The sequence below is a fragment of the Nocardia sp. bgisy118 genome, assembly GCF_057708605.1.
In genome coordinates, this window is record NZ_JBYISM010000008.1 from 68253 (window position 1) to 88351 (window position 20099).

Consider the following 20099-nt stretch of genomic DNA (forward strand, 5'->3'; position numbering starts at 1 on the left):
GCACTCGAACACAGCGTCACTCCTCGGGTGGTTCGAGCAAGAACGCCGACGCCTGGGCGACCACCTCGCGACGACTGCGATCACCGTGATCGGCGGCCAGGAGGTGTTTGCCGACCGCGAGGCAGAAGGCGAGCATGCTGCGTGCCTCGATCTCGTCGGGGTCGGTGCAGTAGGTGCCGAACAGCCGGCGCAGATAGCCCATCCGTTCGTTGTCCACCCGACGCAAGCGCGCGGCGACCGCCGCGTCGCGCCGGGCCCAGTCGCGCACGGCGAGGTCGATCGGCCGCAGGCGATCGTCGGAGAAGGTGAGCAGGCCCGCGCGCTGGATCTTCGTCCGCGCGTCGCCGCCCTCCTGTTCGACCTGCTCGATCACCGCCTCGGTGCTCTCTCGCTCCCAGGTGTCGAGCATTTCCTCCAGCAGGGCGTTGCGGTCGGCGAAGTGCCCGTAGAACCCGCCCTTGGTGACGCCGAGCGCCGTGGCGAGGTTCTCGATCCGCACGGCGTCCGGGCCGCCCGCCGCGAGAGCGGTGAGCCCCTGCTCGATCCATCGGCTGCGGGGTGTCCGTGTGACGGCGACCATGCCTTCAGTATCGCCGAGGGTGTCGACACCGCCTCGCGAGCGGTCTACTATCGATTATGTACGCCATCGTATATTTGAAAGCTGTTGCGGCATAGGTCGATTGACGATGCCGTCGGCTGTCGCGAGAGGAGGCCGACATGACGGTCGGCATGTGGACGTCGCCTTCGACGCCCAGGAGCGACGCCCGCGCGAAATCCTGAGACTCCGTTCCCTGTCCTGAGAGCGAGGCCCGAAATGAAGATCCCCAACACCGCGCACACCGAGCGCCCATGGCGCATCCATGAGATCGCCCCCGATTTCGTTGTGGAGGATGTGTGGGCGCTGCCGACACCGGGCGGTCCGGACGACCTGCCGCGCCTGGTGCGGCTCATCACGACCGATCACGACACCCCGCAACCTCTCGTCTTCCGCGTCCTGTTCGACATCCGCTGGAAACTCGGCGCGCTGCTCGGCTGGGACGACCCCGATTCGGCGGTGGGCGCGCGGGTCGTCTCGCTGCGCGAGCGGCTGCCCGACGACCTGCGCGACGGCCCGCGCGGTCCCGACAACGAGGGGTATCCATTCACCTCGGTGTATCTCACCGAGAACGAGTGGGCGGCCGAGATGGCCAACCGCACCGTCCACACGGTGATGCATATCGGCTGGGTGCCCGACGAATCCGGCGGTTATCGCGGGCAGATGGCGGTGCTCGTCAAGCCGAACGGGCTCTTCGGCAAGGCGTACATGGCCGCGATCGCGCCATTTCGGTACGTGCTGGTGTATCCCGCGCTCATGCGGATCTTCGAGCGCGGCTGGCAGCGGCAGTCCGCGTAGCTCGGTTCGCGATTCGGTCGGCGGACTCGCGGCGGGCCGCTTCGAGGAGGGAATCCAGCAGGCCGGGGACGTGTTTTCGTACTGTCACACCGTTCTCCTGGGAGGTTCCGTCCGTGCGCACCAACAGTTCTCGTTTCGACGGCAAGATCGCCCTTGTCACGGGCGGCACCAGCGGGATCGGACTCGCCGCCGCCCGCCGTTTGCTCGACGAGGGCGCTCGGGTGATCGTCACCGGCCGCGACAAGACGCGGCTGGACGCGGCGGTCGAAGAACTGGACGGCGGCGACCGGCTCCTCGGCCTGCGCAGCGATGTCGCCGACCTCGACGACATCGACGCGCTGGCGGACACCCTCCGCGACCGCTACGGCCGCCTCGACGTGCTCTTCGCCAACGCGGGCGTCGCGGCCTTCCAGCCGACCGCCGACATCACCGAAGCCGAATTCGACAAGGTCGTCGACATCAACTTCAAGGGCGTCTTCTTCACCGTTCAGAAGACCCTGCCGCTGCTGGCCGACCACGCGGCCGTCGTCGTCAACGCCTCCTGGGCCCTGCACCGCGGCGTTCCCGGCGCGTCCCTCTACTCCGCGACCAAAGCCGCCGTGCACAACCTCACCCGCACCCTCGCCGCCGAATTGGCCCCGAGGGGAATCCGCGTCAACTCCGTCAGCCCCGGCTACATCGAAACCCCCTCCTACCGCGACAACGTCTCCCCTGAGGCCAAAGCCGCCGCCATCACCGCCGTGGCCGCGGGCCGCCTCGGCACCCCCGAAGACATCGCCGACGCCGTAGCCTTCCTCGCCTCCCCCGAAGCCTCCTACATCAACGGCCAAGATCTCCTGGTCGACGGCGGCCTCATCACAGCCATCCCGGAACGCATGCTGTAGCCGGGGCCGCATCGCCCTCCGCGAAGGCCGGTGCGGTGCATCGTAAACAATTCGATTCGATGCACCGTCGGCACTGGATAGAGTTGAACCATGTCGCTACTCGGTCGCATCACCACAGACCCCGAGATCTGCCACGGCAAGCCCGTGCTCCGGGGGCTGCGGTATCCGGTCGAGATGCTGCTCGAGCTCTTGGCATCGGGGATGCGCCCAGACGAGATTCTCGGCGATTACCCGGATCTCGAGTACGAGGACATCCTCGCAGCGCTCGAGTACGCCGCCGTGGTGACGGCGCAGCGGACAACCATCCCCTTCGACGCCGCGTGAATTTCCTCGTCGACGCACAGCTTCCCCGCCAGCTCGTCACTTTGCTGTCGCCTGCTGGCCACGACGCCGTGCACACCAGCGACTTCCCGCTGGGAAACCGCACGCCGGATTCCGTGATCGCGACCCGCACCGACCGAGAGGGCCGGGTTGTCATTACGAAGGATCGCGACTTCTGGGTCAGCCATGTCATCAAGAAGTGCCCCAAGCCGGTACTCATCGTCGCGACAGGCAACACGACCAACAAGGCACTCTTGGAAATCTTTGCCGTGCACCTCGGCGACGTGGTGGGTCTGCTGGAATCCTGCCCAGTCGTGGAGATGGGGCGAGATCGGCTGATCGGCCACGGATACCGAGACGAGCCGCGGCAAGACCTCGGCGAGTGAGGACCACTCCTGTCACGCGACGAGGCTGCGCTACTCGCGGATCGCGGGCGCGATCAATCCCGCGCATCCTTCCAGCTCTGAGAGCAGGTCCAGTCCGAGAGAAGCGTAGCTATCACAACTGCTCTTCTCGGCCTTCGCCTGGGTGGGACTCTCCGATACCCGAAGGCATCACCTCGTACGCAGGCGCGTGTCTACGGATTCGCAGGCGCGGGCACGCGCATCCGCTAATATAAGCTCCAACTTATCAAAGGAGGTTGTCATGCCCTTGTTGACTGATCCCACGGGGATCGCCGGGCTTGTGGTTCGTGAGGTTCGTACCGGGTCGAGGGGTGGGGAGACGACGCGGATCGCGGTGGCTCGGCGGAGTTATCCGACCGATCAGGCCGATCTGTGGGACGCGTTGACGAACGGGGAGCGGATTCCGCGGTGGTTCCTGCCGGTGAGCGGGGAGCTGGCGGTCGGTGGGCGGTATCAGCTCGAGGGGAACGCGAACGGGGTGATCGAGGAGTGCGAGGCACCGCGGCGGTTCGCGGTGACCTGGGAGATGGGGCCGCAGGTGTCGTGGCTGACGGTCACGCTGAGCCCGAACGAGGACGGGACGCTGCTGCAACTGGAGCACGAAGCGCCGGTGGATCCCGAATTCTGGGCGCAGTACGGTCCGGGCGCCGTCGGCGTCGGCTGGGATCTCGCGCTCATGGGTCTGGGTCTGCACCTGGCGAGTTCTGCGGTGCTCGACGCCGCCGAGGTGCTGACCTTCCACACGACTCCCGAGGGCATCGCGTTCATCCGGGCGGCGGCCGAGGGGTGGGCGGACGCGGCGGTGGCGGACGGCGACGACCCGACCGCGGCGATCACGGCAGCGAACCAGACGGTGACCTTCTACACCACCGAGCCCGAGGACGGCGCCGAGTCCTGATGGCCGCTTCTCCGGCGAAGATCTTCGAGGCGCTCGGCGATCCGATCCGCCGCTACATTCTCGAACTGGTCGCGGCGGGCGAGCAGCCCGCGGGCGCGGTGGTCGCCGCGGTGCAGCAGTACACCTCGATCTCCCAGCCCGGCGTCTCCCAGCATCTGAAGGTGCTGCGCGACGCCGAGCTGGTGAGCGTGCGGGCCGAGGGCACCCGCCGCCTGTACGCCCTCGACCCCGCGGGCGTGGACGCGGCCCGCGCCTGGCTGACCGCGCTGACCGAACCGCTCCACCAGTTCACCCAGCCGCTCGACGCCCTCGCCACCGAAATCGCACGCGGAAAAAGGTCCCGCCGCACCACCGCATCGCCTGGTGCCGAGGCGCAGCGGAATGCCGTCACGCCTGACGAACGCACAGCGGGATGACATCGCCGCCGATCGACCGGCGGCCAAGTGGAGCAGCGCTCGAATCAGTAGGCGATGAAAAGGATCTCGTCGCGCGAGTAATCGTGCCCCGGGTGGTTCTCCGCCAGATGCGCCTTCGTCTTCGCGACGAGATCGTCCTCGTCGGTCCCGACGATGGCCTCGCCGCAGGGGCAGTTCAGGTTTCGCTTCATCATCCGTCCTAGGTCGTAGTCGACAGGTCGCGCGGACTCGACGCTACCCGCCGCGTGCCGCCAACTGAATGAGCAATCGTGTGAACAGGGGCAATTCGGATACGAGATCTACGGCTTCCTGGCCAGGCCCGCGACGATGAGCTGCTCCCAGACCGTGAGTTCGCGGACGGCGGTCGGGCCTTGGACGGGCTCGGGCCGCCACTGCGAGACGGGGACGATGCCGGGCTCGAGGATCTCGAGATCACCGAACAGCGCGGCGATCTCCTCGTCGGTGCGCCAGCGCCCACGGCCGAAGGTGGCCTGCAACTTCGCCTCGACCGCCGCCGTCTCGGCGTTGTGCCCCGAGCGGAAGTGCGAGATGAATACCGCGCTGCCGGAGGGGATCTGGTCGCTCCAGAAGCGAACGACGTCGGCGGGATCCTCGTCGTCGTTGAGGTGATGCAGGATCGCGCTGAAGATGACGGCGACCGGCTGATCGAAATCGATCAGCCCGGTGACCTCGGGATGCTCGCGAATCGTCTTCGGGTCGCGGACGTCGGCCTGGATGACGACCGTCCGCTCGTCGGCCGCCAGCAGCGCGCGTCCGTGCGCGAGCACGATGGGATCGTTGTCGATATAGGCCACCTTGGCATCGGGAATGTGCCGCTGCGCGACCTGGTGCACGTTGTCGGAGGTGGGCAGACCGCTGCCGAGGTCGATGAACTGCCGCAGGCCCGCCTGTGCGAGTTCGCCTACGGCGCGCACCAATACCTGCCGGTTGGAGGTGGCGATCACCACCGAACCGGGGAGGTTGTTCTTGAAGTGGTCGCCGATCTCCTGGTCGACGGGGTAGTAGTCCTTACCGCCGAGCAGATAGTCGTAGACCCGAGCGATGCTGGGCTTGGACTGATCGATCGCGTTGGAGCTGTCGGTCACTTTCGCACCCCCGATTCACCGGACAATGTGTGCCCAATAGTAGGAGATAGCGACTGCCGTGACAGGCGCTCGGCGTCCGACTGTCCAGAACCGCAGACGAATTCGACCGCCGAAGGCCTCGGCGAACCGAAGCGGGCGGTCGGGCGACCGGGCCCGCGAGCGATGGCGAACCACCCGCGGGCCGGTCGCTTCACTGGTCAGGCGGAGACGGCCTGCTGTTCGCGCTGCAACTCCAGCGCGATATCGATGAGCTGGTCTTCCTGACCGCCGACGAGCTTGCGCTTGCCCGCGCGCACGAGCATCTCGGCGGCGGAGACGCCGTAGCGTTCGGCCTGACGCTCGGCGTGCTTGAGGAAGCTGGAGTAAACACCGGCGTAGCCCATCATCAGGGCCTGGCGGTCCAGCAGGCATTCCTGCGGCATGGCCGGGCGGACGACGTCCTCGGCGGCGTCGGCGATGGCGAAGAAATCGATGCCGGTGCTGATGCCGAGCTTGTCGCACACGCCGACCAGTGCCTCGACCGGCGTGTTGCCCGCGCCCGCGCCGAAACGCCGTGCGCTGCCGTCGATCTGGGTGGCGCCCGCGCGGATGGCGTAGATGGAGTTCGCCACGGCGAGGTCGAGGTTCTCGTGGCCGTGGAAACCGACCTGGGCATCATTGCCGAGTTCCGCGACGACGGCCGCGACGCGGTCGGAAACCTGCTCCAGGACAAGAGCTCCCGCGGAATCGACGATGTACACGCATTGGCAGCCCGCGTCGGCCATGATGCGCGCCTGCGCGGCGAGCACCTCGGGCGGCTGGGTGTGCGACATCATCAGGAAGCCGACGGTTTCCAGCCCGAGTTCACGGGCGAGGCCGAAGTGCTGGATGGAGACGTCGGCCTCGGTGCAGTGGGTGGCGATGCGGCAGATGGACGCGCCGTTGTCCTGGGAGACCTTGATGTCCTCCTTGACGCCGACGCCGGGCAGCATGAGCACCGCGATCTTGGCCTGCGTGGCGGTCTCGGCGGCGATCTTCACCAGCTCCTGCTCGGGAGTCTTGGAGAAGCCGTAGTTGAACGAGGAACCGCCGAGCCCGTCGCCGTGGGTCACCTCGATGACCGGAACGCCCGCGCCGTCGAGCGCCGCGACGATGTCACGCACCTCGGTGGCGGTGAACTGGTGGCGCTTGTGGTGCGAGCCGTCACGCAGCGAGGTGTCGGTGACGCGGATATCGAGTTCTGCTGAATATGCCATGGGGAACGCTCCTTACACCCGGGCCGATCGTGCTGTGTCTGATTCGTCGCCTCGCTGCGCTCGGCTCACCTGCTTCGCGATGACCTCGCCGACCTGGGTGGCCGCGGCGGTCATGATGTCGAGGTTGCCCGCGTACGGCGGCAGGAAGTCGCCCGCGCCCTCGACCTCGACGAAGACCGAGACCTTCGCCAGGCCACCGGAAACCACCGACGGCTCGTCGAACTGCGGTTCGTTCAGCAGGCGGTAGCCGGGCACGTACTGCTGGATGTCGGCGACCATCCGGTGGATGGAGTCGGCGATCGCGTCGGTGTCGGCGTCCTCCGGAATGGCGCAGAAGATGGTGTCGCGCATGATCATCGGCGGCTCGGCCGGGTTCAGGATGATGATCGCCTTGCCGCGCTCGGCGCCGCCGATGGTCTCGACGCCGCGGCTGGTGGTCTTGGTGAACTCGTCGATGTTGGCGCGGGTGCCCGGCCCGGCGGACACCGACGACACCGAGGCGACGATCTCGGCGTACGGCACCGGTACGACGCGGGAGACGGCCGCCACGATCGGGATGGTGGCCTGACCACCACAGGTGATCATGTTGACGTTCGGCGCGTCCAGGTTGGCGCCGAGGTTCACCGGCGGCACCACGGCGGGGCCGACCGCAGCCGGGGTGAGGTCCACCGCGCGGATACCCGCCTCGGCGTACCTCGGCGCGGCGGCGCGGTGCACGTAGGCGGAGGTGGCCTCGAAAACCAGGTCGGGCAGTTCGGATTGGCCGAGCAGCCAGTCGACGCCCTCGTGCGAGGTCTCCAGCCCGAGCCCGCGGGCCCGCTTCAGGCCCTCGCTCTCCGGATCGATGCCGATCATCCAGCGCGGCTCGATGACCTCCGAGCGCAGCAGCTTGTAGAGCAGATCGGTGCTGATGTTGCCGGACCCGACGATCGCGGCGGTTACGGTCCTGTCGGACACGGTTGGCCTCCTTGGGGATGGCGGCCGGCGAAGCCGGCGGGGGTGGGCTCTGGGGGTTGGCAGCCGGCGAAGCCGGCGGGGCGGGTGGGCTCTGTGGTGGGCTCAGGTGAAATGCAGTCGGACCGAACCGAGTCCGGCGAACTCGGCGTGGAACTGGTCGCCGGGACGGGCGTCGATGGCGCGGGTGCAGGAGCCGGGCAGCACGACGTCGCCCTTTTTCAGCCGCACCCCGAACGAGGCGACCTTGCGCGCCAGCCAGGCCACCGCGATGACCGGGTCGCCGAGCACCGCGTCGCTGCGGCCCTCCGCGACGACCTCGCCGTTGCGGGTGAGCACCGCGTCGATGGCCTTGATGTCGATGTCCTTCGGCGCGACGCGCTCGGGTCCGAGCACGTAGCCCGCCGAGGACGCGTTGTCCGAGATGGTGTCGCACAGGCCGATGTTCCAGTCCTTGATCCTGGAATCGATCAGCTCGATCGAGGGCGCGTAGGCGACCGTCGCGGCGAGCACGTCCTCCTCGGTGCAGTCCGCGCCGGGCAGGTCGGCGCCGAGCACGAACCCGACCTCGACCTCGACGCGCGGGAACAGGTAGCGGCCCGCCTCGACCGGAACGTCTTCGAACACTTGCATTTCCGCGAGCAGATGTCCGTAGTCGGGCTCGTCCACGCCCATCATCTGCTGCATGGCCTTGGACGAGAGGCCGACCTTGTGGCCGACCACGCGCGCGCCGCTGTCGAGCCTGCGGCGGATGTTGATCAGCTGGATCTCGTAGGCGTCGACCACGTCGATGTCGGGGTATCGCGCGACCAGCGGGTCGATGGCGACCCGATCGTTCTCGGCCCGCGCGAGTTCGTCGGCGAGTTCGGTTCGTACCGCGTCGGTCAGCACGCTAGTTTCCTTCCACTGTTGCTTTTTCGAGGACGGCCTGTTCGCTCGCCGCGGACCGTCCCGCGCGGCGACCGGAGAAGACGCAGTCGGCCAGCGACAGACCGCTGACATAGGAGTCCGAGCAGATGCCGACGGCGGTCCGGCCCGCGGCGTACAGGCCGGGAATGTTGTCGCCGTCAGCGGTTTTCACCGCGCCCGTCCGCTCGTCGACGACCACGCCGCCGAGGGTGAGCATCGGGCACGGGTTGGTCAGGCTCGGTTTGATCCCCACATCCAACAGCCAGTACGGGCCGCTGCGCACGGGTTCGGTGAACTCGGCGGGCTTGCCGGCCGGATCGGGCGCGCCGTTCGCGATGGCGGCGTTGTGCGCGTCGACGGTCGCGCGCAGCCCGGCCGGATCGATGCCCGCCTTGGCCGCGGCGACTTCCAGCGTCGCGCCGCGCACCGCGCTGCGGCGCATCACCTCGAACTGGGCGCGCTGGAACCAGGTCGCCTGGGTGCGGATCTGCCGGATCGCGGTGCGCATCAGGTTCGCGTCGGCGAGCAGCCAGCCTTTGCCTTCGTGCTCGTTGATCAGCGCATGGCCGACCGCCGCGCCGTAGCGGGTCTCGTCGATCACCCGGCGGCCGTGCGCGTCGACCAGCACCGAGCCGGTGAAAGCGCTGGGCGGCAGGATGAATCGCCAGGCCGAGACGTTGCCCATGCGGTCGGTGGCCGCACCGGCCGTGCGCGCCATCAGGATGCCGCTGCCGTCGTCGCCGGTGGTGCCGAGCGCGAGACCGGCGCGATACTGCGGGCCGTATTCGGCGAGCATGGCGCGGTTGGCGATGAAGCCGCCCGCGCTGACGATCACGCCGCGCCGCGCCTGCACGCGAATCGTCGTGCCGTACCGGCGATCGAGCACCTCGAGGCGCTGCTCCATCGACTTGCGCAGCGGCGGATAGTAGATGCCGGGCTTGGCGGCGAGCTTGGCCATGCGGCTGTAGCGTTCCCTGATCCGGCCGGGCGCATCGCGCAGCGACCGGCACTCGACGCCGATCACCGCGCCGTTACTGTCGGTGATCAATCGCGTTGCCGTGGTGAGTGTTTCGACGCGCACACCGCGACGCGAGGCCGAGGCCGCGAGCGGACCGGTGAGCTGCTTGCCCGAGGTGCCCTTGCCCTTGACGCGGTGGCCGCGCTGCGCGGGTTCGGCGACCTCGCGGCCGTAGCCGGAGACCTCGCTGCCGGAGTAGTACAGGTAGTAGCTGTCGTTCGGATACGAGGTCTTGTACGGGCAGAGCGAGGCTTCGAAGGGCACGCCGTGCCCCTTCAGCCACTCGATCATCGCCGGGCTCTGGTCCACGAAGCGGCGCAGGGTGGCCGGTGTGACGGCCGCGCCGACCTCGCGTTCCAGATACGCGAGCATCTGCTCCGGGGTATCGTCCACCCCGGCCTCGCGCTGCACCGACGTACCGCCGCCCGCGTAGATGATGCCGCCGGACAGCGCGGACGCGCCGCCGCCGGTGAACCGTTCCAACACCAGCACCTGCGCGCCCGCCTCCGTCGCCTCCAGCGCGGCGGACGCGCCCGCGGCGCCGTATCCGACGACGATCACGTCAGCGGTCAGGTCCCATTCGAGGCCCATGTACTTCACTCCGGTCTGAAACTGAAACAAGTTTCCTCGACAAATGGAACGCCGAGCAAGTCTTCTGCCACACAACATAGACCAATGGCGCGTCCATTCTATAACGTGTTCTACATGACAGATCCGGTTCTCGAGCCACACAGCTACGACGTGGTGGTCGTCGGCAGCGGCGCCGCGGGTATGACCGCCGCCCTCACCGCCGCTCACCACGGCCTCAGCGCGGTCATCATCGAAAAGGCCGCGCACTACGGCGGGTCGACCGCGCGCTCCGGTGGCGGCGTGTGGATCCCTGGCAACAAGGCGCTGCGCGCGTCGGGTCGCCCCGACGATCGCGAGGACGCACGCACCTACCTGCACAGCATCGTCGGCGATGTCGTGCCCAAGGATCGGATCGACACCTACATCGACCGCGGCGCCGAGGCCTTCGACTTCGTGCTCGACCACACCCCGCTGAAGATGAAGTGGGTGCCCGGGTATTCGGACTACTACCCGGAGGCGCCCGGCGGTCTCGGCGAAGGACGCTCCTGCGAGCCCAAGCCGTTCAATCTGAAGGTCCTCGGCGCGGAGCGGGAAAACCTGGAACCGCCCTACGCCAAGGCGCCGCTGAACGTGGTGGTCATGCAGGCGGATTTCGTTCGCCTCAACCTCATTCGCCGCCACCCGAAGGGCATGATGCGGGCGATGCGCGTCGGCGCGCGCACGTACTGGGCCAAGTTCACCGGCAAGCACATCGTCGGCATGGGCCAGGCCATCATCGCCGCCATGCGCAAGGGGCTGCTCGACGCGAACGTGCCGGTGCTGCTGAACACTCCGATGACCAAGCTCATCGTGGAGGACGGCGTGGTCACCGGCGTCGAGGCGATGCGGGACGGCAAGCCGGTCGTGTTCACCGCGCGCCACGGCGTCGTGCTCGGCAGCGGCGGCTTCGAGCACAACGCGGAGATGCGGGCGAAGTACCAGCGCCAGCCCATCACCACCGAGTGGACGACCGGTGCGACGGGGAACACCGGCGACGGCATCCTGGCGGGCATCGAGGCGGGCGGCGCGATCGACTTCATGGAGGACGCCTGGTGGGGGCCGACCGTTTTCAAGGGCGGCAGGCCGTGGTTCGCCCTGGCCGAGCGCAATCTGCCCGGCTGCGTCATCGTCAACCACGACGGCAAGCGATTCGGTAATGAGTCCGCTCCTTACGTCGAGGCTGGGCACACCATGTACGGCGGCGAATACGGGCAGGGTGAAGGTCCCGGGGAGAACATCCCCGCGTGGCTGGTGTTCGACCAGCGCTACCGGAACCGCTACATCTTCGCCGGACTACAGCCTGGTCTGCGCTTTCCGTCCCGCTGGATGGAAAACGACAACATCGTCAAGGCCGACAGTCTCGAGGAGCTGGCCGCCGCGATCGGCGTGCCCGCCGAGAATCTGAGCGCCACCGTCGCGCGGTTCAACACCTTCGCCGAGACGGGCACCGACGAGGACTTCGGTCGCGGCAACAGCCACTACGACCGGTACTACGGCGACCCCACCGTGAAGCCGAACCCCTGCCTCGCCGGCCTGGTCCAAGGGCCGTTCTACGCGGCCAAGATGGTGCCCGGCGACCTCGGCACCAAGGGCGGTCTGGTCGCCGACTCCGCCGGCCGGGTGCTCCGCGAAGACGGCAGCACCGTCGAGGGCCTCTACGCCTCGGGCAACTGCTCGACACCGGTCATGGGCCACACCTACGCCGGGCCCGGCGCGACCATCGGCCCCGCCATCGCCTTCGGCTACCTCGCCGTCCTCGACATCGCCGAGCGCAAACAGGACCAGCCCGCCGCGGCGACCTCCGAGGCGTAGGGCAATGCCTTTGCCACACGGGTCCCACAGGGTTCACACAGGCAGCGCCTCTGCGAACCGTGTGCGCCGTCTGTGGCAGCCACCCTCTCGCCTGGGGCGAAACCATGTCGTGTCCTCGCAGACGTTTCGCACGCTTCGCACAGGTTGTACGCCCTGCGAAGCGTGCGGAGGGTCTGCGAGGAACTGATCGGGGCCGGCTCCGTGGTAGCCGGGCTCGCTCGGTTACAGGCGGCGGGCCGCTGTCGCGCTGCGCGGTGGCCGGGCGTGGTTCGGTTCCGTTCGAGGGGCCGCTGTCCCGGCGAGTGGGTATGGCATTGCTAGAGAGGCGCGCCTGCCCGCAGGATCGATTCGTGGGCCGGGCGGCCGAATCCGTCCACAACCATGCACAAGGAGAACTGATGCCCATCGACCCGAAGATCGCACTCGGCGCGGAGCTGCCGAGCCGGGAGTTCGCGTGGACGCCGTCGGATGTGCAGCTCTATCAGCTCGGGCTCGGCGCGGGTGCGCGGTGGACCGAGGCGGACGAGCTGCGCTACCTGGACGACCGGGAGCCGCAGGTGCTGCCGACGTTCGCGACCGTGGCGCAGACCTTGCACGAGACCGAGCCGCCCAAGGTGAGCTTCCCCGGCATCGACATCGACCTGGCGAAGGTGGTGCACGGACACCAGGAGGTGGAGGTGCACCGGCCGATCCCCGCCGCGGGCAAGGCGACGAGCACCGGGCGGATCATCGAGATCTGGGACAAGGGCTCGGCCGCGGTGGTCGTGCAGGAGCACACCATCACGGGCTCCGACGGCGCGCCGCTGTGGACCACCCGGTCCTCCATCTTCGCCAAGGGCGAGGGCGGTTTCGGCGGCGAACGCGGGCCGAGCACCAAGTCGGAACTGCCCGATCGCGCCCCGGATTTCGACGTCACCACGCGCACGCTGCCGCAGCAGGCGCTGCTGTACCGGATGCTCGGCGACCGCAATCCGCTGCACTCCGATCCCGAGTTCGCTCGCGCCGCCGGTTTCCCCAATCCGATCCTGCACGGCCTGTGCACGTACGGAATCGTCTGCAAGACCGCCACCGACACCGCCCTGGATTCCGACGCGACCCGCGTCACCGGTTTCCGCGCGCGCTTCGCCGGTGTGCTCTACCCGGGCGAGACCATCCGGACCCGCATCTGGCGCACCGACGGTGAGCTCGTCATCGCCGCGACGGTGGTCGAGCGCGAGGACGCCCCGGTGCTCGCGGACGTCAGCCTGAAGTTCAGGTAGACGCCCGCGCGGCTCGTTCGGACGCCCGCCGTCGCAAACCCTTGCGATCGCGTTCGGTGCCGCCGGGCGAGCCACTTCGGCCGCCGTCACGTGGGTACGCACGACTATCGCGACGGCGGCCGGGGCAAGGGCCGGTCGATGCCGGTGACCGACCCAGCCGACGGCCCGACTACCGCGAACGCAGCGGATACCGACGACTCAGCCAACCGGCGGTCCGACTATTTCCTCGACGCTGTTGCGGCGGGGCCCGAGTCCTTGGATCACCAAGGCGTACAACACGATTACGACGACCGGCGCGATCGCCGGGGCCCAGGCCAGACGCAGCGGGAGCAGGGCCGCGCCCACCGCGCAGGCTGCGAAGCCGACGGCGCCGACGACCGAGGGCAGGGTGGTCGGGACGACGCCGATCGGTGCGGTCACGGTGGCCGCGTTCAGCAGGTAGGTGGTGGCGACCAGACCCGTTGCGGCGGCGGCGAGTACGCCGGTGTCGGCCCAGGCGAGCGCGCCGATCGCGACGAGGACGGCGGCGACCGCGGCGGGTCTGAACCACCAGCCCGCGACCCCCAGGATCAGCGCGGGAATGCCCGCGAGCGGCGCCATCAGGATCACCGAGGCGACGAGCAGGACGCCGGCGAGGACGGCGAGGAATCTGGTCATCGGCGCACCCGCACGGTGCGACGGTGTTCGGGCAGCAGGCGCATGATCTCGTCGAGCCTGGCGTCCTGCGCCCACGGCACGATGTCGACGCCGACCGTGCCCATGTCGCGGTACATGGAGGCGCGTTCCAGCTGCCACATGCGGGCCAGCGTCGGGTCGAGGCCCTCGCGAAACGGCGTGCCGCGCAACACGTCCACCACCACCACGACGTGCCCGCGCTTGCGCAGATCGATCAGCGCCAGCGCGAACTGCGTGTCGAGCAGCGTGGTGAACGCCACCACGATCGCGCCGACCGGCACCGCGGCGTGCGGGGCCAGGGTGCCGGTGGTGGGGATGTGCTCGTCGCCGACGTCGAGCACGGTGTCGACGATGCGGTAGAACTGACGCCGCCCGATGTCGGGGCGCAGCCAGCGCGGACGCTGGCCGAGGCAGACCACGGCGGTCCGGTCGCCCGCCTGCAGAGTGGACTGCACGACCTGGGCCGCGCCGCGCACCGACAGCTCGAGCGAATCGGTCGCCGGGCCGGGCGCCTGCTGCGAGGTGTCGACCAGCACGACGACGTCGGCGGACCGGTTGGTCAGCCGCTCGGTGACATAGAGCCGACCGCGCCGGGCGCTCACCGGCCAGTTCACGATCCGCAGCTGATCGCCCGGCGCGTAGGCGCGGATGTCGGCGTACTCCACGCCGGGCCCGTGGCGACGGGTCAGGTGGGTGCCGAGCCGTTCGGGAAGTTCGGTGCGCGGCAAACGCATTCGCTGTGGATCGGTCACCGGGTAGACGAACAACTGTCCCGCGGGCAGCGTCGCGGTGGCGATGGCAAGTCCCGCCGGGCTGAGCGCGGACACCCGCACCGACACCGGGTAGCGGCCCCAGCGCCGGGCCTCCAGCGCCAGCCGCAGCCCGGCGGGCGCCGCCCCGGAGTCGCTCGCCTCTTCGATCTCGACCCCGAGCTCTGGTGCCGCCTGCGGTTTCAGGCGCAGCAGCGCGTGCCCCGACTCCACGAAGGCGGCGACGGTGAGCACCACCTCCTCGGTCTCGAAGCAGCGCAGGGTGCCGCCGCCGTCGACCTGAATCCTGGTCCGCGACTGCTGCCACGACGCGGTCGCGAGCACGCCGAGCAGCGGCGCGGCGAAGACCACCAGCTGCCAGCGCGCGGCGACCACCGCGACCACCAGTGCCACCGCGGCGCAGCCCGCCAGCATGTACACCAGAGGCGCGGGACGCCACCGCAATTCGGCCTCGACGGTGGCGCTCGCGTCGCGGTGCCTGGAGCGGGTCATGTCTGGGTGGCGCGCGGGACCGGCAGGCGGCGCAGCAGTTCGGCGATCACGTCCTCGCCGCGGATCCGGCGCACCCACATCTCGGGGCGCAGTGTGATCCGGTGCGCCATGGCCGGAATCGCGAGCGCCTTGACGTCTTCCGGGATGACGTAGTCCCGGCCGAGCAGCAGCGCGCGGGCCCGCGACATCTGCACCAGATCCAGTTCGGCGCGGGGACTCGCGCCCACCTCGACCTGCGGATGCCCGCGGGTCGCGCCGGCCAGGGCGACGACGTAGCCGACCACGTCGGGGTGCACCGTGACGTATTCGACCGACTGCCGCATCTCCAGCAGCCCATTGGCGTCCACCACCTGCCCGACCTGCGGCGGCGTCGCGCCGCGTTCCAGGCGCCTGCGGATCATCTGGGTCTCGTCGTGCTCGGAGAGATATCCGAGCCGCAGCTGGATGGCGAAACGGTCCAGCTGCGCCTCGGGCAGCGGGTAGGTGCCCTCGTATTCGATGGGGTTGTCGGTGGCGAGCACGATGAACGGCTGCGGCAGCGGGAAGGTCTCGCCGTCGATGCTGACCTGTCCCTCCGCCATCGCCTCCAGCAGCGCGGCCTGGGTCTTCGGCGGGGTGCGGTTCACCTCGTCGGCCAGCAGCACGTTGGTGAACACCGGACCGCGACGGAAGTTGAACCGCCCCGAGTTCATGTCGTAGATGGTCGAGCCGAGCAGGTCGGCGGGCAGCAGGTCGGGAGTGAACTGCACCCGGGTGAAGTCGAGGCCGAGCGCGGCGGCGAAGGACCTCGCGATCAGTGTCTTGCCGAGTCCGGGCAGGTCCTCGATGAGGACGTGCCCACCGGACAGCACAGCGATCATGATCAGCTGCATTTCGTCGCGTTTGCCCACGATGACGCGGGACAGCTCCCGCAGCACCGCATCGGTGCGCTGGACGGTCACGTCCAGTGGCATCGTCATTTGTCTACTCGCACTTGCTCAACCCATTTCACATTCTCTGCAGACGGCGCAGGATCTCGTCCAGCGCCGCCCGACCCGGTGCGCGCGTCGTCTGATCACGCAGTGCCGAGTTCGCCGGATCCACCCAGCGCCACAGTTCCGGTCCGAACTGCAGAATCCCGGCCGTTTCGGTCGCCTTGCGGTTCTTGGCTACCCGCATGCCCGTGGACAACTCGAATTCTTTGGCAAGTAGTGGACGCAGGTGCCGATCCCAGTCGGCGCGGCTGCCGTCGGCCCGGTCGGCCAGCATCTGCGCCCGCGCCTGCCAGCGGTTCAGCATCTCCAGCGGGCCGTTCTCGATGTCGTCGGCGTGGTCGTCGCGCTCCGCGTTCTCGCGCTCGCGCAACGTCCAGATCAGCTGGAAGAGGGCGAGGGCGACCGGGACGGCGGCGAGCAGCAGCATGGCGCCGCGCGCTTTGCCGAACGCGATCAGTTCGAGCACCACCACCGCGAGTATCGCGGCCGCGGCGATCCCCGCCCTGTTCATTCGGCCATCACCTCCCCTTGCAGATCGGCGAGCACGATGCGCAGCAGTTGTTCGGCGCGCATGCGCTGCCACTCCAGCATCGAGTGCGGGCTGAATCTGGCCTCCTCGAACAGCGAGACCAGCTCGCGCGCGGAGGCGTCGTGCAGCGCGCCGCGCTCGAACGCGCGCGCCAGCACTTCCATCGGGGTGTCGGAAGCCAACGGGGCGGCGGCCCGGTCGACGGTGAGGCCGCGCTCCATCGCGACGTAGCAGGCGATGATGGCGGTGCGCGGGTCCTGGCCCGGCGCGTTCATCGCGGCCAGACCCATTTCGGCGGCCCTGGCCAGCGAGTCGACCACGGTCGCCGGGGTGGGAGCCTCCGGCGGCGGCGCGGGGACGGGCTTGCGACGGGCCGTCGCCGCGACCACCACGAGGCCGACCAGCGCCACGCCGAGCAACACACCGGCGGCGACGATCGTCAGCACCAGGCTGGTGCCGGTCAGGCTTTCCGCTCCGCCTGGCTGGGGCGGCGGTGTGGTCGGAAGGTGTTCGGGCGGCGCGCCCTCCCCAGTGGCGGGCGAGGGCTCAGCGGGCTGAACTTGCCTGCCCGCGCCGACGAAGAACACGGCGGAAGCCGCGGCGAGCACCAACGAGAGACCGGCCAGCGCCGCGAGCACCAGCAGGCCGACGCGACCGAGCTTCCACTGCCGACGCTCGCGCTCGCGATCCGGTTCGGGCATGGCGAGCGGCAGCCGGTGCTGGCTGGCGATCACACCCGCCAGCAGGATCACCACGGAAACCGTGAGCAGCACCGGCATCAGGGCCACGGCGAGCGCGTTGGGCCCCGAGCCACGATCGGCGGTCTCGACCGCGCCGGGGATGTGCCCACGCAGCGTGATCGCGGCAACGGCCAGCAGCGTGATCAGCACGATCACGCGCGATATCGCCGCTCGCGCCCGGACCACCAGCGTTACCACCAAACCTGAGTACTGCTCGAAACAGCCACATAGTTACATGCCGAGCGGTCCGCTCGGGAGGGAATCGAATACTTCGGATCGCCTCCGTTTTAACTGGGTTACCGGCGAGTCGCCGCAGGTCGGCCCACTACCAAGCGGCGGCGGTCACCGGTTGTGAGATCTCACAGAGACGGCTGGCGGTGCGCGAAATATCCGGAACGCCGACCACGCCGTCGACCAGCTCCGGCAGCGGCGCGGCGGCGCACAGCGTCAGTTCCAGATCGGCGTCGTAGAGCACGTCGACGAGGTTCGCCAGGCGCATCGCCCAGTCCGGCGGCACCTCCCGCAACCGGGGCACGTCCTCGATCGTCCAGCGCCGGAAACGCTGAGCCAGCAGCACGTAGTCGGCGGCCGAGGTGGCGGCGCCGCAGAGCGCGGTGAAATCGACGGTGATCGCGTCGCCGTCCACCGCGCGTGCCCGCAGCGTGCGGTCGCCGATCGGGACCTCGACCACGCCCTCGGTGGGCGCGCACCCGATCAGGTAGCGGCCCGCCCTGAAACCGCTCGCAGCGTCGCGCAGATGCAGCGTGCGGTAGTCGGTGGGTCCGTCCACCGAGATCACGTCCAAGCGCTCGACGATGCGCGCGATGGTCGGCAGGAACCGATCGTGGAACAGCGGATTCGGCAGCAGCTGCTCGGGCGGGTAGTTCGAGGTGAGCACGAGCGCGATACGGCGGGCGAACAGCGCGTCCAGCATGCGGGCGATGAGCATCGCGTCACCGATGTCGTGCACGTGGAACTCGTCGAAGCACACCAGGCGGGCGGCGCCGAGCAGGCGCTCGATCGCGGTGTCGATGGATCCGGATTCGTGTGCGGCGGTGTGTAATTCGGCGAAGAACCGGTGGAAATGGTAGCGCTTCACACGGTCGGGAGCGACGGTGGCGAGGAAGCGGTCCATCAGCATGGTCTTGCCGCGGCCGGGTCGTCCGTACAGGTAGACCCCGCGCGCGCCCTTGACCGGACGACCGCGCCCGTCCACCAGGCGAGCCAGCCGGTCGGCGGCCGCGCGCTGATCCGCGTCGAGTTCGATCGTCATCCGAGCCTCCCATCTCTACAGATGTAGAATCCTCTACAGTTGTAGAGCACGGAGCGGGACTCGACCAGGGAAGGTGACGATGTCCACAACCGACCGGCGCATCCTGATCGTCGACGCGGCCATCGAACTGATCGCCCGCCGCGGGATTCGCGCGCTGACGCATCGCGCGCTGGACACGGCACTGGAGCTGCCGCCCGGATCGTCCTCGTATTACTTCCGCACCAAACGCGCGCTGATCGAGGCGATCGCCGACCGGATCTCCGCCCGTTCCCGCAGCGATTTCGTCGCAGCGGAATTCGCCGCACCCGAGACGGCCGACCTGCCGTCCGTCGCCCACGGCATCGCGGTCTGGCTGGACCGGCTCCTCCTCGAACGCCGCGACCATCTGATCGCCCGGCACGCCCTGATCGTCGACCTGGTCGGCGATCCAGAACTGCACACTCGGCTGAGCAACAGCCTCTTCTCACTGGAAGGCGCGCGGGAACTGTTCCGCGCCAACGACTTCCCAGACCCGGACACCGCCGCCGCCGACTTCATCGCTGTCCTGGAGGGCGCGGTCTTCGACCGCTTCGCGGGCAACCGCAGCAGCCTCCCACCCGGCACACCCGCCAGCGTCAGCCAGCTGACCACTCTCCTATCCACCTACCTCCACCGCTGACCTGCCATCTCGCAGACCCTCCGCACGCCTCGCAGACCGCACAACCTGCGCGAAGCGTGCAGAAGGTCTGTGACGTCGATGTATACGGGCCACAGCGACGCTTCGTCAGGCTCCGCTGCGACTGGCCACACATCTTTCGCACTCTTCACATAGGCACCGCCTATGCGGGGCGGGTGGAGGGTGTGTGGGAGCTAGACGGACCAGCCGCGTTGGGAGTAGGTGGCGCCGGTGAAGTAGGCGCGGATGCCTGCGGCGGGGTACTCGATGAGGTTATGGGGCAACGCGGTCAGGGGGAACCAGGCGAGCTCGTAGCTCTTGTCCGGCTCGCGATTGATCGGCTCGCCGGACCAGGTCACGGCTTCGAAGAAGAGGCCGATGCGGGCTTCTCGGCCCGGAGAGACGACGTGCGCGGTGTGGATGTGGCGCAGATCCGTGGGATCGACGACAACGCCGATCTCCTCCATCGCCTCGCGGGCCGTGGCCTCGGTGGCCGACTCCCCCGTCTCGAGCTTGCCCGCGGGCAGGTGCCAGCGCCCGTCGAACTCGTCCGCGCTGCGCCGCTTGCTCAACAGCACTTCGCCCGCGCGGACGAGCAGGATGTGGACGTCGACGATGTGCCGGTCGGTCATGAGACTCCTCCCGTGGCGGCGAGTGTGCCGCTCCAACCTACGGGTTGGACCCTCCGTCGTTCCGGCGAACGCCGGGCACCGGCTGGACAGCCGACGCCGTGGCGGGGCCGGACCCCGGCGTTCGGCGGAACGACGGAGGCA

23 protein-coding genes are annotated in these 20099 nt (G+C 68.9%); 9 read left to right on the forward strand and 14 right to left on the reverse strand.

The window, feature by feature from the left end; genetic code table 11:
* Positions 1-16: 16 nt before the first annotated feature.
* Positions 17-580 (reverse strand): TetR/AcrR family transcriptional regulator, encoded by a 564-nt coding sequence (locus AC3EO7_RS12495; RefSeq protein ID WP_435591247.1) that lies wholly within the window; start codon positions 578-580, stop codon positions 17-19.
* 234 nt (positions 581-814) lie between these two features.
* On the opposite strand from AC3EO7_RS12495, the gene AC3EO7_RS12500 reads away from it, so the two are divergent.
* The 6 genes from AC3EO7_RS12500 (at position 815) to AC3EO7_RS12525 (ending at position 4316) form a co-directional block, all read left to right on the forward strand.
* Positions 815-1393 carry a DUF2867 domain-containing protein gene (locus AC3EO7_RS12500; protein ID WP_435591248.1) on the forward strand — a complete coding sequence of 193 codons (579 nt, stop codon included), beginning with the start codon at positions 815-817 and terminating at the stop codon, positions 1391-1393.
* Between the two features lie 113 nt (positions 1394-1506).
* A complete protein-coding gene (locus tag AC3EO7_RS12505; RefSeq protein WP_435591249.1) occupies positions 1507-2277 on the forward strand; it encodes a glucose 1-dehydrogenase in 771 nt (256 codons plus the stop codon).
* Between the two features lie 90 nt (positions 2278-2367).
* Positions 2368-2601 carry a DUF433 domain-containing protein gene (locus AC3EO7_RS12510; RefSeq protein WP_431967170.1) on the forward strand — a complete coding sequence of 78 codons (234 nt, stop codon included), beginning with the start codon at positions 2368-2370 and terminating at the stop codon, positions 2599-2601.
* Positions 2598-2984, forward strand: a complete 387-nt coding sequence (locus AC3EO7_RS12515) for a DUF5615 family PIN-like protein (protein ID WP_435591250.1) — start codon at positions 2598-2600, stop codon at positions 2982-2984. Before AC3EO7_RS12510 ends, AC3EO7_RS12515 begins: the two co-directional genes overlap by 4 nt.
* Before the next feature lie 259 nt (positions 2985-3243).
* Entirely contained in the window at positions 3244-3900 is a 657-nt protein-coding gene (locus tag AC3EO7_RS12520; protein ID WP_431967174.1) for an SRPBCC family protein, read from the forward strand.
* A complete protein-coding gene (locus AC3EO7_RS12525; protein ID WP_435591251.1) occupies positions 3900-4316 on the forward strand; it encodes an ArsR/SmtB family transcription factor in 417 nt (138 codons plus the stop codon). The genes AC3EO7_RS12520 and AC3EO7_RS12525 overlap by 1 nt, the downstream gene beginning before the upstream one ends.
* Positions 4317-4360: 44 nt before the next feature.
* Here the strand turns inward: AC3EO7_RS12525 and AC3EO7_RS12530 are convergent, their stop codons facing one another.
* From AC3EO7_RS12530 to AC3EO7_RS12555, 6 genes are all read right to left on the reverse strand, one after another.
* Positions 4361-4507: a DUF1059 domain-containing protein gene (locus tag AC3EO7_RS12530; RefSeq protein WP_431967178.1), complete on the reverse strand. Its 147-nt coding sequence runs from the start codon at positions 4505-4507 to the stop codon at positions 4361-4363.
* Between the two features lie 108 nt (positions 4508-4615).
* Complete coding sequence (locus tag AC3EO7_RS12535; protein ID WP_431967180.1) at positions 4616-5422, reverse strand: SAM-dependent methyltransferase; 807 nt, start codon at positions 5420-5422, stop codon at positions 4616-4618.
* A gap of 197 nt (positions 5423-5619) precedes the next feature.
* Positions 5620-6657, reverse strand: a complete 1038-nt coding sequence (gene dmpG, locus AC3EO7_RS12540; RefSeq protein WP_431967182.1) for a 4-hydroxy-2-oxovalerate aldolase — start codon at positions 6655-6657, stop codon at positions 5620-5622.
* 12 nt (positions 6658-6669) lie between these two features.
* Positions 6670-7614, reverse strand: a complete 945-nt coding sequence (locus AC3EO7_RS12545) for an acetaldehyde dehydrogenase (acetylating) (protein ID WP_435591252.1) — start codon at positions 7612-7614, stop codon at positions 6670-6672.
* A 102-nt stretch (positions 7615-7716) separates the two neighbouring features.
* Positions 7717-8502, reverse strand: a complete 786-nt coding sequence (locus AC3EO7_RS12550; RefSeq protein WP_431967186.1) for a 2-keto-4-pentenoate hydratase — start codon at positions 8500-8502, stop codon at positions 7717-7719.
* A 1-nt stretch (position 8503) separates the two neighbouring features.
* Entirely contained in the window at positions 8504-10129 is a 1626-nt protein-coding gene (locus tag AC3EO7_RS12555; protein ID WP_435591316.1) for an FAD-binding protein, read from the reverse strand.
* Between the two features lie 105 nt (positions 10130-10234).
* Between AC3EO7_RS12555 and kstD the strand changes: the two genes are divergently transcribed.
* On the forward strand, positions 10235-11959 hold the full coding sequence (gene kstD / locus AC3EO7_RS12560) for a 3-oxosteroid 1-dehydrogenase (RefSeq protein WP_435591253.1): 1725 nt from the start codon (positions 10235-10237) through the stop codon (positions 11957-11959).
* Positions 11960-12357: 398 nt separating this feature from the next.
* Positions 12358-13218 (forward strand): MaoC family dehydratase, encoded by an 861-nt coding sequence (locus AC3EO7_RS12565; protein WP_435591254.1) that lies wholly within the window; start codon positions 12358-12360, stop codon positions 13216-13218.
* 198 nt (positions 13219-13416) lie between these two features.
* Here the strand turns inward: AC3EO7_RS12565 and AC3EO7_RS12570 are convergent, their stop codons facing one another.
* From AC3EO7_RS12570 to zapE, 6 genes are all read right to left on the reverse strand, one after another.
* Positions 13417-13875 (reverse strand): hypothetical protein, encoded by a 459-nt coding sequence (locus tag AC3EO7_RS12570; RefSeq protein WP_435591255.1) that lies wholly within the window; start codon positions 13873-13875, stop codon positions 13417-13419.
* Positions 13872-15155, reverse strand: a complete 1284-nt coding sequence (locus AC3EO7_RS12575) for a DUF58 domain-containing protein (RefSeq protein ID WP_435591256.1) — start codon at positions 15153-15155, stop codon at positions 13872-13874. The genes AC3EO7_RS12570 and AC3EO7_RS12575 overlap by 4 nt, the downstream gene beginning before the upstream one ends.
* A complete protein-coding gene (locus AC3EO7_RS12580) occupies positions 15152-16114 on the reverse strand; it encodes an AAA family ATPase (RefSeq protein ID WP_431967196.1) in 963 nt (320 codons plus the stop codon). The genes AC3EO7_RS12575 and AC3EO7_RS12580 overlap by 4 nt, the downstream gene beginning before the upstream one ends.
* A gap of 28 nt (positions 16115-16142) precedes the next feature.
* Complete coding sequence (locus AC3EO7_RS12585; protein ID WP_435591257.1) at positions 16143-16640, reverse strand: hypothetical protein; 498 nt, start codon at positions 16638-16640, stop codon at positions 16143-16145.
* A complete protein-coding gene (locus AC3EO7_RS12590) occupies positions 16637-17596 on the reverse strand; it encodes a DUF4129 domain-containing protein (protein WP_431967200.1) in 960 nt (319 codons plus the stop codon). The genes AC3EO7_RS12585 and AC3EO7_RS12590 overlap by 4 nt, the downstream gene beginning before the upstream one ends.
* A 127-nt stretch (positions 17597-17723) precedes the next feature.
* On the reverse strand, positions 17724-18671 hold the full coding sequence (gene zapE / locus AC3EO7_RS12595) for a cell division protein ZapE (RefSeq protein ID WP_431967202.1): 948 nt from the start codon (positions 18669-18671) through the stop codon (positions 17724-17726).
* A 79-nt stretch (positions 18672-18750) separates the two neighbouring features.
* Here zapE and AC3EO7_RS12600 point away from each other — a divergent pair, with 79 nt between their 5' ends.
* Complete coding sequence (locus tag AC3EO7_RS12600) at positions 18751-19329, forward strand: TetR/AcrR family transcriptional regulator (protein WP_435591258.1); 579 nt, start codon at positions 18751-18753, stop codon at positions 19327-19329.
* Between the two features lie 191 nt (positions 19330-19520).
* Here AC3EO7_RS12600 and AC3EO7_RS12605 read toward each other — a convergent pair whose 3' ends face one another.
* Complete coding sequence (locus AC3EO7_RS12605) at positions 19521-19958, reverse strand: NUDIX hydrolase (RefSeq protein WP_431967206.1); 438 nt, start codon at positions 19956-19958, stop codon at positions 19521-19523.
* Between the last annotated feature and the right edge of the window lie 141 nt (positions 19959-20099).